Origin of the sequence: Streptomyces peucetius (assembly GCF_025854275.1) — a bacterium.
Classification (GTDB): Bacteria; Actinomycetota; Actinomycetes; order Streptomycetales; family Streptomycetaceae; genus Streptomyces; species Streptomyces peucetius_A.
This window is the reverse complement of the sequence record NZ_CP107567.1, coordinates 3,553,085-3,569,630: the sequence shown is the minus strand read 5'-3', so window position 1 is coordinate 3,569,630 and position 16,546 is coordinate 3,553,085. Positions and strand designations below refer to the sequence as shown.

At 73.3% G+C, this 16,546-nt stretch carries 15 protein-coding genes; 4 read left to right on the top strand and 11 right to left on the bottom strand.

Translation table 11 applies throughout. The annotated features are described in order from the left end of the window. The first annotated feature begins 305 nt into the window (after positions 1-305). Complete coding sequence (locus tag OGH68_RS16235) at positions 306-497, top strand: hypothetical protein (protein WP_264244715.1); 192 nt, start codon at positions 306-308, stop codon at positions 495-497. Between the two features lie 240 nt (positions 498-737). Here the strand turns inward: OGH68_RS16235 and OGH68_RS16230 are convergent, their stop codons facing one another. Then, on the bottom strand, positions 738-2,393 hold the full coding sequence (locus OGH68_RS16230) for a DNA repair helicase XPB (RefSeq protein WP_264244713.1): 1,656 nt from the start codon (positions 2,391-2,393) through the stop codon (positions 738-740). A gap of 252 nt (positions 2,394-2,645) precedes the next feature. Next, positions 2,646-5,177: a helicase C-terminal domain-containing protein gene (locus tag OGH68_RS16225; protein WP_264250117.1), complete on the bottom strand. Its 2,532-nt coding sequence runs from the start codon at positions 5,175-5,177 to the stop codon at positions 2,646-2,648. A gap of 75 nt (positions 5,178-5,252) precedes the next feature. On the opposite strand from OGH68_RS16225, the gene OGH68_RS16220 reads away from it, so the two are divergent. Beyond that, a complete protein-coding gene (locus OGH68_RS16220) occupies positions 5,253-6,290 on the top strand; it encodes a hypothetical protein (RefSeq protein WP_264244712.1) in 1,038 nt (345 codons plus the stop codon). Positions 6,291-6,539: 249 nt separating this feature from the next. On the opposite strand, the gene OGH68_RS16215 is transcribed toward OGH68_RS16220, so the two are convergent. From OGH68_RS16215 to OGH68_RS16200, 4 genes are all read right to left on the bottom strand, one after another. Then, entirely contained in the window at positions 6,540-7,514 is a 975-nt protein-coding gene (locus OGH68_RS16215; protein WP_264244710.1) for an ABC transporter substrate-binding protein, read from the bottom strand. A 15-nt stretch (positions 7,515-7,529) separates the two neighbouring features. Next, positions 7,530-8,384 (bottom strand): ABC transporter ATP-binding protein, encoded by an 855-nt coding sequence (locus OGH68_RS16210; RefSeq protein WP_264244709.1) that lies wholly within the window; start codon positions 8,382-8,384, stop codon positions 7,530-7,532. Next, on the bottom strand, positions 8,381-9,454 hold the full coding sequence (locus OGH68_RS16205; RefSeq protein ID WP_264244708.1) for a FecCD family ABC transporter permease: 1,074 nt from the start codon (positions 9,452-9,454) through the stop codon (positions 8,381-8,383). Before OGH68_RS16205 ends, OGH68_RS16210 begins: the two co-directional genes overlap by 4 nt. Before the next feature lie 361 nt (positions 9,455-9,815). Continuing rightward, complete coding sequence (locus tag OGH68_RS16200) at positions 9,816-10,826, bottom strand: FecCD family ABC transporter permease (protein ID WP_264244706.1); 1,011 nt, start codon at positions 10,824-10,826, stop codon at positions 9,816-9,818. A gap of 89 nt (positions 10,827-10,915) precedes the next feature. Here OGH68_RS16200 and OGH68_RS16195 point away from each other — a divergent pair, with 89 nt between their 5' ends. Continuing rightward, a complete protein-coding gene (locus OGH68_RS16195; protein WP_264244704.1) occupies positions 10,916-11,638 on the top strand; it encodes an HAD family hydrolase in 723 nt (240 codons plus the stop codon). Here the strand turns inward: OGH68_RS16195 and OGH68_RS16190 are convergent. Beyond that, a complete protein-coding gene (locus OGH68_RS16190; protein ID WP_264244702.1) occupies positions 11,605-11,865 on the bottom strand; it encodes a hypothetical protein in 261 nt (86 codons plus the stop codon). The genes OGH68_RS16195 and OGH68_RS16190 overlap by 34 nt on opposite strands. A gap of 182 nt (positions 11,866-12,047) precedes the next feature. On the opposite strand from OGH68_RS16190, the gene OGH68_RS36160 reads away from it, so the two are divergent. Then, entirely contained in the window at positions 12,048-12,431 is a 384-nt protein-coding gene (locus OGH68_RS36160) for a cold-shock protein (protein WP_319020212.1), read from the top strand. Between the two features lie 36 nt (positions 12,432-12,467). Here OGH68_RS36160 and OGH68_RS16180 read toward each other — a convergent pair whose 3' ends face one another. The 4 genes from OGH68_RS16180 to OGH68_RS16165 all read right to left on the bottom strand — a co-directional run bounded on the left by OGH68_RS16180 (position 12,468) and on the right by OGH68_RS16165 (position 16,285). Beyond that, positions 12,468-13,307: a 1,4-dihydroxy-6-naphthoate synthase gene (locus OGH68_RS16180; RefSeq protein ID WP_264244701.1), complete on the bottom strand. Its 840-nt coding sequence runs from the start codon at positions 13,305-13,307 to the stop codon at positions 12,468-12,470. Then, positions 13,304-13,999: a futalosine hydrolase gene (locus OGH68_RS16175; RefSeq protein WP_264244700.1), complete on the bottom strand. Its 696-nt coding sequence runs from the start codon at positions 13,997-13,999 to the stop codon at positions 13,304-13,306. The genes OGH68_RS16180 and OGH68_RS16175 overlap by 4 nt, the downstream gene beginning before the upstream one ends. A gap of 10 nt (positions 14,000-14,009) precedes the next feature. Beyond that, on the bottom strand, positions 14,010-14,489 hold the full coding sequence (locus OGH68_RS16170; protein WP_264244699.1) for a DUF2771 domain-containing protein: 480 nt from the start codon (positions 14,487-14,489) through the stop codon (positions 14,010-14,012). 443 nt (positions 14,490-14,932) lie between these two features. After that, positions 14,933-16,285 carry an MFS transporter gene (locus OGH68_RS16165; protein WP_264244698.1) on the bottom strand — a complete coding sequence of 451 codons (1,353 nt, stop codon included), beginning with the start codon at positions 16,283-16,285 and terminating at the stop codon, positions 14,933-14,935. Between the last annotated feature and the right edge of the window lie 261 nt (positions 16,286-16,546).

The window sequence follows — 16,546 nt, the reverse complement described above, 5'->3', positions numbered from 1 at the left end:
CCGGCTGAGCTGCGTGGTCACGACATGGCGGACCGGCCGGTTTCCGTCCGGACGGCGGCGCTCCTCGGGACGGTCGGAGGAGGCGGGGGAACCCGGGCCGTGCCCGGGGCAAGCCCGCGATTGTAGTGGGGCCGGGGAACGGGCGCGAACGGTTTTCCGTCCGGCCGTCGTCGCTCGGTGCCCGTCGCTCGGCGCCGCGTCCTCCCCGTAGGGGACGGGCTATGCCTGGAGTAGTACGCGGGGCGCTTCGCGGTTCACCCCGCAGCCCGATGCTCCGACCGGGTGACCCGCAGCACCATGGACGCATGACCACAGCGACCCTCACTCCGGCCCCAGGAACCCACTCCCGTCACGGCGCCACGGCGAGCGGCGCCGGCGCGCACCCGCGGCACCGGGGCGGCAACGTCCTGCGCGCGGTCAAGGTCTTCGCGAGCGCGGTCTTCAGCGTCGCTGTGCTCGGAGAGTACGCGGAGGAGGCGGGCGTCCGCCGCCGCTGACGGCGACACCGCTGCGCGGAGCCGTCCCCCACCCCGCCCCTTCCCGAAACCGCGGCTCCGCCCCGGACCCCGAACGCGGCTCCGCCCCGGACCCCGTACCGCCCTTCGCGCGGTGGCCTCAATCTCCCCCTACGGCCTGGCGGCCGTGGGAGGTACCCCCAGCCGGGCTGGATATGCCGCTGAGCGGCACACCCGCCCGCCGGGCGGAGGCACAACGAGCCCCGCCGGCCGTCCGCCGGGTCAGTGGACGGGGTCCTCGCCCGCCAGGAGGTCGTCCGCGTCGACGATGCGGTACGCGTAGCCCTGTTCCGCCAGGAACCGCTGGCGGTGGGCCGCGAAGTCCTGGTCGATCGTGTCCCGCGCGACCACCGAGTAGAAGTGCGCCTTGTGCCCGTCCGCCTTCGGACGCAGCACGCGACCCAGGCGCTGCGCCTCCTCCTGGCGTGAACCGAACGTGCCGGAGACCTGGATGGCGATCGTCGCCTCCGGCAGGTCGATCGAGAAGTTCGCGACCTTGGACACCACGAGCACGCTGATCTCACCGCTGCGGAACGCGTCGAAGAGCTTCTCGCGCTGTGAGTTGGGCGTCTCGCCCTTGATCACCGGCGCGTCCAGGTGCTCACCGAGCTCGTCGAGCTGGTCGATGTACTGGCCGATGACGAGGATCTGCTGCCCCGCGTGCTTGTGCACCAACTGCTCGGTCACCCGGCGCTTGGTCGCCGTCGTCGCGCAGTAGCGGTACTTCTCCTCCTGCTCCGCCGTCGCGTAGGCCAGCCGCTCCGAATCGGTCAGGTTGACCCGGACCTCCACGCAGTCCGCGGGGGCGATGTAGCCCTGCGCCTCGATCTCCTTCCACGGGGCGTCGAAGCGCTTGGGGCCGATGAGGGAGAAGACGTCCGACTCCCGGCCGTCCTCGCGCACCAGGGTCGCCGTGAGGCCGAGCCGGCGGCGGGCCTGGAGGTCGGCGGTGAACTTGAAGACCGGCGCGGGCAGCAGATGGACCTCGTCGTACACGACCAGGCCCCAGTCGCGGGAGTCGAAGAGCTCCAGGTGCGGGTAGATGCCCTTCCGCCTGGTCGTCAGCACCTGGTAGGTGGCGATGGTGACCGGGCGGATCTCCTTCTTCGTACCGCTGTACTCGCCGATCTCGTCCTCGGTCAGCGACGTGCGCTTCACCAGCTCGTGCTTCCACTGGCGGGCCGAGACGGTGTTGGTGACGAGGATCAGGGTCGTGGCCTTGGCCTGCGCCATCGCCCCCGCCCCGACGAGGGTCTTCCCCGCGCCGCAGGGCAGGACGACGACGCCGGAGCCACCGTGCCAGAAGCCCTCGACGGCCTGCTTCTGGTACGGGCGCAGTGCCCAGCCGTCCTCGGCGAGCTCGATGGGGTGCGCCTCGCCGTCCACGTAACCGGCCAGGTCCTCGGCCGGCCAGCCCAGCTTCAGCAGCGTCTGCTTGATCTGGCCGCGCTCGGAGGGGTGCACGGCGACCGTGTCGGGGTCGATCCGCGTGCCGACCAGGGGCTGGATCTTCTTGGAACGCAGGATCTCCTCGAGCACCGGCCGGTCGGTGGTGGTGAGGACGAGCCCGTGGACGGGGTGCTTGGACAGGGCGAGCCGGCCGTAGCGGGCCATGGTCTCCGCGACGTCGACGAGCAGCGCGTGCGGCACGGGGTAGCGGGAGTACTCGACCAGGGCGTCGACGACCTGCTCGGCATCGTGCCCGGCGGCGCGTGCGTTCCACAGGCCGAGCGGGGTCACCCGGTAGGTGTGGATGTGCTCCGGCGCGCGCTCCAGCTCGGCGAACGGGGCGATGGCTCGGCGGCAGGCGTCTGCCTGCTCGTGGTCCACCTCGAGCAGGAGTGTCTTGTCGCTTTGCACGATGAGCGGTCCGTTCACGCGCATGCCCTTTCGTCGTGGCTCTGTACGGCCAAACCTCCAGTTTGCCTTATCGCCCGGTGATGCCGGGCTGCGTCGGACGTGGCGGGTTCCGGCGCAGGTAGCGGAGCAGCAGCGTCGCGCCGACGGTGGTGCCCCTGCGGTGAAGCCCACGAGACCCTTGGGCAGCCCTGCCCGCGTGACGGCCCGCCCTGCGGTCTCCCGCTCGGCCGTACGCCTCGCTCGTGTCATGTCCCCCGGATTGTGGTGCTGCTACTCCTCCGCCAGCTCCGCGACACCCGTGATGCGGTGCAGCGGATACGTCCGGACCTCGTCGGCGGTGTGGTCGTACGCCGTCACGAAACCGCCCTCGACGCGGACCGGCGCGATGACGCGCTGGCTGGCGGTGCCCTCCGCGTTGACGTAGCCGATCCAGATCGCGGAGCCGGTGAGCGCCGCGGCCTGGACGGTGGCCAGCGTCTCCGACGAGGTGGTGCGCGGCAGCTCGCCGGGCTCGCGGCGGCCCTGCTCGGCGCCCGGCTTGTGTACGACCGTGGCCGCCATGTCACCCGCCCTGATCGCTTTCACGGCCGCGCCGAGCAGTGTCCCGTCCGGCACGGGCGGCCCCTCCGGTACCGGGGCGGGCGCGGTGCGCGGCGGGGTGCGGCGGGCGTGGGCGCGGGTGATCAGCACATCGCCCTCCGACGACTCGGCGGCCGGCGCGTACCCCATGGCGCGCAGCCCCTCCAGCAGCGTTCCCGGGTCGGCCCGGGCGGCGAGGACGGTGGGCGCGAGGCGGCGCAGGCCCAGGCCCTGGGAACGCTTGTCGGCGAGGATCTCGTCGAGCATCGCCTCGTCGTCGCAGCGCACATAGGCCGACGCCGCCCCGATCCGCAGATGGCCGTGGCGGCGGGCGACGTCGTCGATGAGGTAGCTCAGCGGCTGCGGCACGGGCGTACGCGAGTGCGTGGTCAGGAAGGTGTGCAGGTCGGACGCGGACCTGCCGGCGTCGAGCGCGCGTCGGACGGAGCCGGGCGTGAAGCGGTAGACGGTCGCGCCGCCCTTGGACTCGATGTCGGCGAGCACGGCGAGGGTCTCCGCCAGCGGGCGCTCCAGCGGGCCGGGCGCGACCGCGGTGAGGTCCGCCTGGAGGAGGACGTGGTCGAGGGGCTCCGGCAGCAGCGGCGCGAGTGCCTTGACCGCGCGGGCGCGGCGTTCGGCGAGCGTCTCGTGGTCGACGAGCGTCTCGCCGGCCACGGGCGTCTCGCCGTCCGTGCCCGTGTCCGCGTCCATGGGCGGCGCGGGTGGCGCACCGAGCAGCGCGCGGCCGTGCGTGGACAGCGCGCCCCGGCCCGTCACGCCGAGCAGTTCCGCCTCCGACAGCGTCCACGTCGCGACCATCGCCCGCAGATCCTTGCCCGCACCGCCCGCCTCGCCGCCCGCCGCGCCGCCGCGCAGCGGCCGTTCCCAGCGCAGCCTGGCGAGCAGCGTCTCCGGGTGCGGCGCCGCGCCGGAGACCAGACCCGCCGCGAGTTCCAGGACGCGGTGGCGCACCTCCACGGCGGCCGAGCGGTCCAGCTCCGGGCCGAGGGCGGAGAGGGTGCGGCCCTTCGCGTCCTGGCTGCCGACGAGGCCGGGCGTACGTGTCGCCGTCAACCAGGCGGCCGCCAGTTCACCCCACCGCTCCGCCGTCGGGAGCTCCAGCCACTCGTCGTACGCCGGGGTCGGCGCGTACCGCTCGTCGGCCTCGCCGTCGGAGGCCAGCAGACCTGCGGCGTAGGCCAGTTCCAGCCAGAACGCGGCCAGCTGCTCGCTGGTGTCCAGGGCGGCGGCCGTCCGCTTGAGGTCCCGTACGGCCAGACCGCCGGCGCGCAGCACCGGCGGGCCGCCCTCGTGCCAGTCCTTCAGCAGGTCCTCGACGGTGGTCAGCGCCGTGTAGGCCTGGCCCGCCGCCGCGCTGTCCACAACCTGTGGGCGGTGTTCCGAGGCGGCCGCGACCGCCGGCGGCACCGGCTCCGGCACCCGGTGCGCACGCCCCGCCCGCAGATGCAGCGCAGCCTCCCGTGGCAGCACCACCGTGCGCGCCGACGCCGGCAGCAGCAGACCACGGTCCCGCAGCCATCGCACGGGCGGCGTCGGATCGGCCGTCACCTCCCCGTACGGCGGCCCCCACACCAGCCGGTCCAGGACCGCCAGCGCGTCCGGCGGGGCCGTGTCGAGCAGCGCCGCCATCCGCGTGCGGTCGGTGAACAGCGACGTCAGCGCCGCGACCGCGGACACCGGGTCGTGCGTCGTCGGCAGTCCCGCCGCCACCAGGATCTCCTGGAGCCGGCCGGGCGACATGCCGGCGGTGGCCTCCGTGACGGTCGGACCGAGACCCGTCGGCGAAGGGCGCGTCGGGGACGGTGCGAGCAGTTCCCGGGCCGTGCGCACCAGCCGCAGCCGGTCGTCGCCGCCCCACACCAGGGCCTGCCGGCGCAGCGTTTCGAGGGCCTGCGGAAGCACCGCCTCGACGGCCGCGTCACCGTCGTCGCCGGTCATCAGCGCCAGCAGGGTGCCGTACGGGGCCGGGTCGGGAGCGACCGCCAGTGCCTCGGCGGTCTGCAGGGCGAACCGGTCCAGCCGCTCCAGGGCCCGTACGACGGAGGCGCGGGTGCCGGCGCGGGTGGCGAGCTGGGTGACGTCGTTCGGCACCGGGCTCAGCAGATCGGGGCGGGCGCGCAGCAGCGCGGCCAGCTCCTCGTCGTCGCGGGCGCGCAGCGCTTCCGCGAGGGTGCGCGGGCTGCCGCCGCTTCCTTCGGGCATGGTCCCCATCCGCCCCACGTTAGCCCCTGGAGCGCTACCGTCGGGGACGGGGCGGCTCGGGAAGGCGGGCGGCCCGTGGCCAGTGCAGGGGAACCGTCGGTGGGGATCGAGAGCGATCAGCTCGTCTACGACTATCTGAGCCGTGTCGGCGACCTGGCCCAGCAGGCCCAGCTCCCGTCCGGCACCCGGATGCGGCTCGTGGCGACGCTGCGCAACGAGATCGAGCGGCAGCGGACGAAGTTCGGCGGCCACAGCCCGGCGGGCGTACGCCGCATCCTGGGGCGGCTCGGTACGCCGGACGAGGTGGTGGCCTCGGCGGCCACCGGGGACGACGCCGGGGCCGAGGCGCCGGCCCCGGACCCGGGCCCGCGTACCCCGCCGGGCGCGGCCACCCTGGCCCCGGAGCCGGGGCCGCCCGACGGCGCGGTGCCGCGCCAGCGGGGGTGGCGCCGGGTCCCCCGGCCCCGCAAGACCGACACGCCCTCGCCGGCGCCGGTGCCGCCCGTCACGGCGTCGCCGCCGCACCTGGCCGGCATGGACGAGCTCGGCCCCTCCGGCTCGGAGCCGGACTGGTGGCGCATCGACCCCGCGGCGATGGGCGCGAGCGACGGCGTGGCCGGGTTCGTCGGCGGTGTCGAGATCCCCGAGATACTGAAGCCGCCGCCACAGCCCTCGGACGACGCGGAGTCCTCGGACGAGACGGAGGGCGAGGCGGAGGCGGAGGCCGGGGCCGGGACCGAGGGGCGTCGACGGCTGCTGCCGCGGCTGCCGCGGGCGGGTTTCGGCAGCCCGGTGCTGCTGTTCGCCGCCGCGCTGCTCCTCGTGGGCGCGGCCCTGGGTTCGCTCGTTGCCCTCGGCCTCGGGTGGCTCTTCGCGTACGCCTCCCGCCGGCTTTCCCCCGCTGAGACGAAGCTGGCCGTGTTCGGCATTCCCGGCACGGCTGTGACGGCCGGGGCGCTGTGGCTGTGGGGGCGCGTCAACGAGCAGTGGGGCGAGGCGATCGAGGAGGACGGTGTGCGGGACGCGCTGACGGGGACGTGGCCGTGGGTGCTGAAGGGGGCGGCGGTGGGTTCCGCGGTGTTCCTGGTGTGGCGCGCCCGGCGCGCCCGCTAGGCCGCCCCCACCCGCCCCGGTGGCTCCGCCCCGAGCCCGGCGCCTCGATCGCAGGCGGGGCTGGAACTGGTTCCCGCCCGGCGGGCTGGTGTGCCGCGCAGGCACATCAAGCCCGGCCGGCGATTGAGGCCACCGCGCGAAGCGCGGTACCGGGGTCGGGGCTTGCCCCGCCACGCGGCGGAGCCGCACATCGGTGCAGCGGGAAGGGGCGGGGCGGTGGAACAGCCCCGCGCAGCGGAGCGGCTCCGCTCAGCCCGCCAGGTGGCCCTGCAGCTCCGTCAGGATCTGGTCCGCCGCCGTGTAGCCGATCCCCTGGATCCACAGCTCGTCCTCGACGCCGAAGACCTTGTCGTTCTTCGCCGCCTTCATGTTCTTCCAGAGCGCGCTGTCCAGCGTCTGCTTCTGCTTCGCCTTCTCCGGGTCGCCGTACGTCGAGTGGATGACGACGTCCGCGTCGGCGAGGTCGATCTTCTCGGGGCTGACGTCGTACGAGAAGCCGTCCTTGGCCTTGTCGGTGATCGCGGGGCGGCCCAGGCCGACGTCGGCGAGGATCGTGGAGATGTAGTTCTGCTTGCCGTAGATGCGGATGTCCGCGCCCTCGACGAAGCGGACGACGTTGACCTCCGTCGACGCCGCCTTCTCCTTGCCGCCGAGCGCCTCGGTGACCTTCCCGGCGTGCGCCTCGTACGCGGCGACCGCCTTCGCCGCCTCCGCCTTCTTGCCGAGCGCGTCGGCGTGGAGCTGGAAGTTCTCCTTCCAGGGGAGGCCGGTGGTCTCGGTCATCACCGTCGGCGCGATCTTCTTCAGCTCCGCGTACTTGTCGCCGTGGCGGATCTTGCTGGTGAGGATCAGGTCGGGCTCGAGCGCGGCGATGGCCTCCAGGTTGGGCGTCATCATCTCGCCCACGTCCTTGATGCCCTCGAGCTTGTCCTTGGGCAGGTAGCTCAGGAAGCCCGACTCCGTGCCGGTGTGGGTGGCGCCGACGGGCTTCACGCCCAGGGTGATGACCGAGTCGAGCTCAGCGGTGTCGAGCACGACGACCCGCTTCGGCGCGTCGGGGACCTCGACGTCGCCCATGGCCGTCTTCACCGTGTGGGTGCCACCGGCCTTCGTCTTGTCGGAGGAGCCGGTGTCGTCGTTCGTGCCGCAGGCGCTCAGTGCCATCGCGGCGGTGAGGGCGAGGGAACCGGCGAGGAGGCCGCGGCGGCGAAGCGTGTTGCTCATGGACGGGGAAACCTTTCAGGCTGACTGCGAGGTGGGCGTGGGCGTGGGGGTGGGGGTGGAGGTGGGTGTGGGGGCTTGGGATGCGGGGGAGTACGGGGCTCCCGGCACGACGAGCGGTGATCCGGTCACCGGGTCGGGGACGACGACCGAGTCCATGCCGAAGACCTCCCGGACCAGTTCGGCGGTGACGACGTCCTCGGGACGTCCTTCCGCGACGATCCGGCCGTCCTTCATGGCGACGAGGTGGTCGGCGTAGCGGGCGGCCTGGTTGAGGTCGTGGAGGACGGCGACGACCGTGCGGCCGCGCTCGTGGTTCAGCTGCCGCACCAGGTCGAGCACCTCGACCTGGTGCGCGATGTCGAGGAACGTCGTCGGCTCGTCCAGCAGCAGCAGATCCGTCTCCTGCGCGAGCGCCATCGCGATCCACACGCGCTGCCGCTGGCCGCCGGACAGTTCGTCGACGGGTCGGTCGGCGAGCGCGGTGACGTCCGTACGCTCCATGGCGTCCGTCACCGCCCGCTCGTCGTCCTGCGACCACTGCTGCCACCAGTGCTGGTGCGGCTGACGGCCGCGGGCGACGAGGTCGGCGACCGTGATGGCCTCCGGGGCGACCGGGGACTGCGGCAGCAGTCCGATCGACTGGGCGATCTTCTTCGTCGGGATCCTCGCGAGCTCCGAGCCGTCGAGGAGGACCGCTCCGCCCTTCGGCTTCAGCAGCCGGCCGAGGGCGCGCAGGGTCGTCGACTTGCCGCAGGCGTTGGGGCCGACGATCACCGTGACCCGCCCGTCGGGCACGGCCAGGTCGAGGTCGTGCACCACCGTGCGGTCGTCATAGGCGAGCGTCAGCTCGCGGGCCGTCAGCCTGCTCACGACTTTCCTCCAGCGGTTCGGCTACGGATGATCAGCCAGATCAGGTACGGGGCACCGATGGCGGCCGTCAGCACGCCCACCGGCAGCTCGGTGGGCGAGAACACCCGGCGGGCCGCCAGATCGGCGAGGACGATGATCACCGCGCCGAGCAGCGCGGAGCACAGCAGCGGGATCTGCGCGGTACGGGTCATCCGGCGCGCGATCTGCGGCGCGAGCAGCGCCACGAAGTCGACGGGCCCCGCGGCACCCGTCGCGATCGACGCCAGTACGACGCCGAGCAGCACCAGTCCGAGCCGCAGGCGGCCCAGCCGTACGCCGAGGGCGGTCGCCGTGTCGTCGTCCATCGACGCCGTGCGCTGGGCGCGGGCCGCCCACAGCACGGCGGGCAGCAGCACCAGCAGCGTCCAGCCGAGCGGCGCGGCCTCCTCCCAGCCGCGGCCGTTCAGCGAACCGGTCATCCAGATCTGCGCCTGCTGGGCCACCAGATAGTCGCCCTTGGTCATGAACAGCGTCGTGACCGAGCGGAGCGCGATCGCGAAACCGATGCCGATGAGGACGAACCGGGTGGCGTGCAGCCCGCCGCGCCAGGCGAAGACGTACACCAGCGCGGCGGCGAGGATGCCGCCGGTGACGGACAGGTAGGGCAGGACGGTGTACGAGGTGACGCCGGAGGTCAGCGCGCCCACGGTCAGCGCGCTCGCGCCCTGGCTGATGCCGATGATGTCGGGGCTGGCGAGCGGATTGCGCGCGACGGTCTGGATCAGCGCGCCCGCGACGCCGAAGGCGGCGCCGACGAGCAGCCCGAGGACCATCCGCGGCAGCCGCAGCGTCCCGACGACGAGTTCGTGGGACGACGGCTGCCCGAAGATCACCTTCAGCACCTCGCCGGGCGCGATGAAGCTCTCGCCGACGCAGAGGTAGGCGACGCAGGCCGCGGCGAGCACGGCGGCGAGACCGACGGCGACGGCGGCGGCGCGGCGGTGGAGCAGGAAGCTGACACGGCCGCCGGCGGGGCGGACGAGGGTGTAACCGGCGGGGCGGACCCGGCCGGTGACGGTCTCAGCGCTCACGCGGCGCCCTCCTTGTGTACGGGGCGCCGCCGGTGGGTGGCCGCTGCACGGGGCCGTTTCCCCACCGCGCCCATTCCCGGAACCGGACTCCTCTCCCTACGCCCGGCGGCGTGGGGGGACCCCCAGGGCCCGTTCACCACGCTCCGCGCGGTGGCCTCGCACGCCGGCCGGGCTGATTCCGCACAGCGAAGTACGGCCCCGCCGGGGGCGCTTCCCACGGCCACCGGGCCGTAGGGGGAGATCGAGGCGCGGGGGTCGGCCGGGGGTCCCTCCAGGCCGCCGGATCCAGGGGGAGGAGCCCCCGTGAACGGGGTCCTGGGCGCAGCCCCGGTCCGGGGAGAGGGCGGGGTGGGGGAGAGGCTCACGCCGGCACCGCCTTGCGGCGTACCAGCGTCACCAGGAACGGCACCCCGATCAGCGCCGTCATCACGCCCGCGGGCACCTCGCTCGGCGGGAAGACGATCCGGCCGATCACGTCGGACACCAGCAGCATCACCGGGCCGACGAGCGCCGCCATCGGCAGCACCCACCGGTGGTCGCTGCCTACGATCGCGCGGGCGATGTGCGGGACGGCCAGGCCGATGAACGCGATCGGCCCGGCGGCCGCCACGCCGGCGCCCGTGAGCACCGTCGCGCCGACGCCGCCCACGATCCGTACCGCCGCGACGTTCTGCCCGAGGCCCTTCGCGACGTCCTCGCCGAGGGCCAGCGCGTCCAGGCCGCGGGCCACCGCCACCACCAGCACGGTGCCCACCAGCAGGAACGGCCAGATCTGGCCCACCACCTCGGCATCGCGCCCGGCGACCGAGCCGACCTGCCAGAAGCGGAACTCGTCGAGCGCGGCCGCCTTCGTCGTCAGCACGCCCATCGTCACGGACACCAGCAGCGCGTTGATCGCCGCACCGCCGAGCGCCAGCTTGACGGGCGTCGCGCCGCCGCGGCCGCGTGCCGCGATCGCGTAGACGGCGACCGAGGCGATCGCCGCGCCGGCGAAGGCGAACCAGACGTACCCGGTCAGTGTGTGCACCCCCGCGAAGGCGATGGCCAGCACCACACCCACCGAGGCGCCCTGGCTGATGCCGAGGATGCCGGGGTCGGCGATCGGGTTGCGGGTGATGCCCTGCAGGGCGGTGCCCGCGATCGCCAGCGCCGCGCCGACCATCAGGCCGATCAGGGTCCGCGGCACGCGTAGTTCGCGTACGACTTCGGCGTCGGCGCTGTGCCCGCCGTTCAGTACGGCGTCGAGGACGGCGGACGGGGCGACCGAGCGTGCCCCGACCGCGAGGCTGAGCAGCACCGCGAACACCAGGGCCGCGACGGCGGCGGCCGTCCACCCGATGCGGCGGGCCGCGAGCGCGCGTCTGGCTGACATGGGCACCAATCGGAGGCAGGGGACCGGCAAGGTTGGTAAGGCTTGGCTAAGTCTATGCGTCCGAAAATGTGTGCTCACGGGTGGGCACAATGAGCCCCATGGCTCCTCACTCCGCCCCGCGCCCGCCCGCCCCCGGACCCGCCGGGCTCACCGTCGGGTTCGACCTCGACATGACGCTCATCGACTCACGGCCCGGTATCCACGCCGCCTACCGCGCCCTGTCGGCGGAGACGGGTGTACGGATCGACGCGGACCTGGCCGTCACGCGTCTCGGGCCGCCGCTGGAGCAGGAGTTGGCCCACTGGTTCCCCGACGAGCGGATCCGGGAGATGGCCGACCGGTACCGCGAGATGTATCCGGTGCACGCGATCGGGCCGACGCCCGCGATGTCCGGTGCCCACGAGGCCGTGGCCTCCGTCCAGGGGCTCGGCGGACGCGCGATCGTCGTCACCGCCAAGCACGAGCCGAACGCCGAGCTCCACCTGGCGCACCTCGGCATCGAACCGGACGCGACGATCGGCTGGCTGTGGGCGGAGGCCAAGGCGGAGGCGCTGCGCGAGCACGGCGCGAGCGTGTACGTGGGCGACCACACCGGCGACGTACGGGGTGCCCGCCTCGCCGGCGCGCTCTCGGTGGCGGTGCCGACCGGGCCGTGCGACGCGGACGAGTTGCGTGCGGCGGGAGCGGACGTGGTCCTGGAGGACCTGACCGCGTTCCCGGCGTGGCTGCGTTCCTTCAGTGCCGGTTCCTTCAGTGCCGGTTCCGGCAGTGGGCGTCCCTACAGCGCCGACGACCGGCTGGATCCGGCCTGACGCCGCTGCGCGGCGATCGACCGCAGCACCCCGGCCGCGGCGACGAGGAACCCGACGCCCATCAGCATGCTCACCGCGTACGCGACGGTCGGGAAGGGCTCGGTGCCCAGGAACAGAGGCGCCACCGTCACCAGCGTGGCCACCGCGCCGATGATGAAGACGATCGCACCGGCGCGCACCAGCCCGTCACCCGGGGCAGGAGCGGCGGCAGGAGGAGTAGCTGTCATTCGGCCAGGGTAGTTCCCTTGCGCACAGGAACCGATCGGGGACGTCTTGTCACCAGCCTCTGGACCATTAGCCTTGGGGGTGGCGGGTCAGGCGACCCGCTGTAGTGCTATCAAGAGCCGTTTTTTCGGCGGACCGACTTGCGGTGCCCCAGCGCCCAACGAGTACGAGGACGAGGACAGACGTGCCTACCGGCAAGGTCAAGTGGTTCAACAGCGAGAAGGGCTTCGGCTTTCTCTCCCGTGACGACGGCGGCGACGTCTTCGTGCACTCCTCCGTGCTCCCGTCCGGAGTCGAGGCCCTGAAGCCGGGCCAGCGCGTCGAGTTCGGCGTGGTGGCCGGCCAGCGCGGCGACCAGGCGCTCACTGTGACCCTGCTCGACCCGGCGCCGTCCGTGGCGGCCGCGCAGCGGCGCAAGCCGGACGAGTTGGCGTCCATCGTGCAGGACCTCACGACCCTGCTGGAGAACATCACGCCGATGCTGGAGCGCGGCCGCTACCCCGACAAGGCGCACGGCGCGAAGATCGCGGGCCTGCTGCGCGCGGTGGCCGACCAACTGGACGTGTAGCCGGCAGTCGCCCGCTCACAACTCACCCGCTCACGCTCACACGAACGACAGCGCATCCCGGCCGAGGGGCGGTATGAGCCCCTCGGCCGCGGCGCGCGTCAGCAGTCCGCGCACGGCCGCGTAGCCGTCGGGGCCCAGGTCGGACGTGAACTCGTTGACGTACAGCCCGATGTGCTGGTCGGCGACCGCCGGGTCCATCTCCTGTGCGTGTTCGAGCACATAGGGGCGGGAGACCTCCGGGTCCTCCCACGCCATCCGGACGGACGTGCGCGCGGACTCGGCGAGCAGCCGCAGCGTCTCATCGCCCAGCGACCGCTTGGCGATGATCGCGCCGAGCGGGATCGGCAGCCCGGTGACCGACTCCCAGTGCTCGCCCATGTCGGCGAGACAGTGCAACCCGTAGTCCTGATAGGTGAAACGGGCCTCGTGGATGACGAGCCCGGCGTCGACCTTGCCGTCGCGCACGGCCGGCATGATTTCGTGGAACGGCATCACGACGACCTTGCCGACGCCCCCGGGGACCACGTCCGCCGTCCACAGCCGGAACAGCAGATACGCGGTCGACCGCTCGCTCGGCACCGCGACGGTCTTCCCCGCCAGGTCCGTTCCGACCTCCCGGGTGAGCACGAGGGGGCCGCAGCCGCGGCCCAGCGCGCCGCCGCAGGGCAGCAGCGCGTACTCGTCCAGCACCCACGGAAGCACCGCGTACGACACCTTCAGCACGTCGTACTCACCGCGCTCCGCCATGCCGTTCGTGATGTCGATGTCCGCGAACGTCACGTCGAGGGCGGGCGCGCAGGGGACCCGGCCGTGGGCCCAGGCGTCGAAGACGAAGGTGTCGTTCGGGCAGGGCGAGTACGCGATCCGCAGCGTCACGGTTGCTCCTGGAGTACGGGGACGAGCTGGTGGAACGCCTGCCGCAGCGCGGCCATCGCGTCACCGATGCGCCAGGCGGCACGGTCCCGGGGACCGACGGCGTTGGAGACCGCGCGGATCTCGACGACGGGCAGGCCGTGCGCGGCGGCGGCCTCCGCGACACCGAAGCCCTCCATGGCCTCCGCGGCGGCCCGCGGATGCCGGGCCGTGAGCTCGGCGGCTCGCGCGGCGGAGCCGGTGACGGTCGACACGGTCAGCACCGGCGCGTGGACGGCGCCCAGGGCCTCGGCGAGAAGCGCCGACAACCCGGCGGGCGACGGGTGCACCGTACGGCCGAAGCCGAGCGCGTCGACGGGCAGATAGCCGTCGGGGGTCTCGGCGCCGAGGTCGGCGGCGACGACGGAGTCGGAGACGACGACGGACCCGACGGGCGCGTGCGGCGGGAACCCGCCGCCGATGCCCGCGGAGACCACAAGGCCGTACGGCTCCCCGGCCGCGTCGGCCACGGCGAGGGCCGTCGCTGTCGCCGCCGCGGCGGCCGCGGGGCCGACACCGCCGACGAGCACGTCGTACGCGGGGGTGCGGGTCAGCGCGTACCCGCCGGGGAGAACCGGGCCCGGCGCCGTGTCGGCGCCCGCGCCCGTGACGGCGGCCGCCTCGGCCGCCACCGCGGTCACGACAAGCACGCGCACGGCGTCGGTCCTACTCCTTCACGAACTGGAAGTTCCAGATGCCGACGACCCTCTTGCCCTTGGTCTCCATGACGCTGACAGCCGTCTTCGTGGTCGGCTCGCCGGTCATCGAGGAGAAGAAGGCGTTGCCCGGGATGGTCCGGTACGTCTTCTTGAACGGCTCCTGCTCCACGGGCTGCGCGCCGAACAGCAGGGTCCAGCCGTTGTCCGCGATCTCCGGGTCGACACCCATGCGGACCTTGTCGTCCATGGCGACCTCGATGGTCTCCGTCGGCTTCTTGGTCAGGCAGTCCTGGATCTCGGACTCCTTGATCGCCTCACCGTCGTTGTAGCAGGCGGCCTCCGCGTGGACGGAGTCCGAACCGATCGTCACCGTGACGAGCGGCGTCGGCTTGTCGCCGCAGGCGGAAAGGACGAGGAGCCCGGCGGAGACGGCACCGAGAGCGGCAGCGGCCCGACGGCGCTTGCCCGAGAAGAACGCAACGGTCATGAGCCGAAGGCTATCGGGCGCGCTTCGCCCAGCCGCGCGGGGGTACGCGGCGCGGCGGCCATTTCCCCTCCCCGCCCCTCCCCGCACCCGGTGGCTCCGCCCCCGGACCCCCGCGCCTCAATCGCCGGCGGGGCTGGTGCTGGCCGGTCTTGTCGGGGCTCCGTCCCGAGCCCGGCGCCTCAATCGCCGGCGGGGGAGCTGGCCGGTCTTGTCGGGGTCCCGAGCCCGGCGCCTCAATCGTCGGCGGGGCTGGAGTTGCCGCCGCCGGTTGGTGTGCGGCGCAGCGGTACATCGAGCCCGGCCGGCGTTTGAGGCCACCGCGCGGAGCGCGGTACCGGGGTCCGGGGCTTGCCCCGCCGCGCGGCGGAGCCGCACATCGGTGCAGCGGGAAGGGGCGGGGTGGGGGCAAGCCCGCCGCAGGCGCCAAACGCACCCACCCCCGCCTACGCCACCCGCGCCCTCGGCGTCCCCGGCCGGTGCCGCGCCGCGGTCAGGAGGCCGCGGCACGACGCCACCGCCCCCGTCGCGACGATGCACGCCGCCACGCTCATGCCCAGCACGCCGTTCAGCGGCAGCACGATGCCGATCGCGCCGCCCACCACCCACGCCATCTGCAGCAGCGTCTCCGACCGTGCGAACGTCGACGTCCGGACCTGTTCCGGGACGTCACGCTGGATCACCGCGTCCAGGGAGAGCTTCGACAACGCCTGCGACAGCCCGGCCATCGCGCCGAGCACCGCCACCATGCCAGTGCCGAAGAAGACCGCCGCCGTGACGGCCGCCCCAAGGACCAGCGTCAGCATCGTGACGATGATCGCCTCAGGGGCACGGGCCTTCAGCCATGCGCCGATCGCCGTGCCCAGCGCGTTGCCCGTGCCCGCCGCGACGCCCACCATGGCCAGGGAGACCGCGGCGGACTGACCGGAGAGCGGATGTTCGCGCAGCAGGAACGCCAGGAAGAAGATCAGGAACCCGGACAGCGCGCGGTGCGCCGCATTCGCCTGGAGGCCGTACAGCACCGAAGGGCCGACCGTACGCAGGGACGGCTTCTTCTCGCCGTGCGCGATCACCTGCACCGGCGTCTCGCCCTTCGCCGAGTCGACCTTGTGCGGCATCGTGAAGGCCCAGTACGAACCGAGAGCGAACAGCACGGCGGCTCCGTACAGAGGCCACTGCGGCCCGATCTGCTGCAGCCCGATTCCGATCGGCGCCGCGATACCGGTGGCCAGCAGGCCCGCCAGGGTCACCCGGGAGTTCGCCTTCACCAGGGAGAACTTCGGTGGCAGCAGCCGTGGCACGACGGCGCTGCGCACCACCCCGTACGCCTTGGAGGACACCAGCACCGCCAGTGCCTCCGGATAGAGCTCCAGGCTGCCCGACACGACGGCGCGCGACAGCAGGACCGCCAGCAGCACGCGGGCCAGCATCGCGCCTGCCATGGCCGCGCGACGGCCGTGCGGGAGGCGGTCGAGAAGGGGGCCGATCACCGGAGCGAGCAGGGTGAAGGGCGCCATGGTGATGGCCAGGTAGAGGGCGACGCGGCCACGGGCCTCGTCGGTCGGTACGGAGAAGAACACCGTGGACGCCAGCGCCACGGTGATCATGACGTCGCCCGCGCCGTTCACGGCGTGCAGTTCGATGAGTTTCCCGAGACCGGATTCGCCCGCGCCGTGCGCGTGGGTCGCCCTGCGGATGCCGCGCGCGGTGCCCGTGAACGGTAGGTGCAGGGCGCGGCCGACCGTCCGGCCCGCCTTGCGGACCGGGCCGTCGGAGCGGGACGACCTTGCGGCTGCCACCCCGTCATAGTGCCCCAAGCCCTGCCGTCCCGAACCGTGATCGCCGGCCCGCCGTGCGGCGTGTTTCCTTCTTGCCGCGTGTGCGCGGGCCCGTGCGGACCGGTTGTGCCGCCGCTCCGTCGCTGTCGGTTCGTCCCGTGTTGGGACGGGCAGGTGGGCGGCGGGCGTAGGAAGGGGTAGCGTGCGTAGCGCGCCACCGGCGGTTGTTCTCGGCCGCGCGCCTCTTCGGCATCCCGCAGAATGGATGACGTTAGGTGTGCC

Excerpts from the sequence above, each read along its gene's own strand:
- OGH68_RS16200 (WP_264244706.1), bottom strand. The coding sequence starts at position 10,826 with ATGTCAGCCAGACGCGCGCTCGCGGCCCGCCGCATCGGGTGGACGGCC.
- OGH68_RS16195 (WP_264244704.1), top strand. The coding sequence starts at position 10,916 with ATGAGCCCCATGGCTCCTCACTCCGCCCCGCGCCCGCCCGCCCCCGGA.
- OGH68_RS16170 (WP_264244699.1), bottom strand. The coding sequence starts at position 14,489 with ATGACCGTTGCGTTCTTCTCGGGCAAGCGCCGTCGGGCCGCTGCCGCT.
- OGH68_RS16190 (WP_264244702.1), bottom strand. The coding sequence starts at position 11,865 with ATGACAGCTACTCCTCCTGCCGCCGCTCCTGCCCCGGGTGACGGGCTG.
- OGH68_RS16225 (WP_264250117.1), bottom strand. The coding sequence starts at position 5,177 with ATGCCCGAAGGAAGCGGCGGCAGCCCGCGCACCCTCGCGGAAGCGCTG.
- OGH68_RS16235 (WP_264244715.1), top strand. The coding sequence starts at position 306 with ATGACCACAGCGACCCTCACTCCGGCCCCAGGAACCCACTCCCGTCAC.
- OGH68_RS16215 (WP_264244710.1), bottom strand. The coding sequence starts at position 7,514 with ATGAGCAACACGCTTCGCCGCCGCGGCCTCCTCGCCGGTTCCCTCGCC.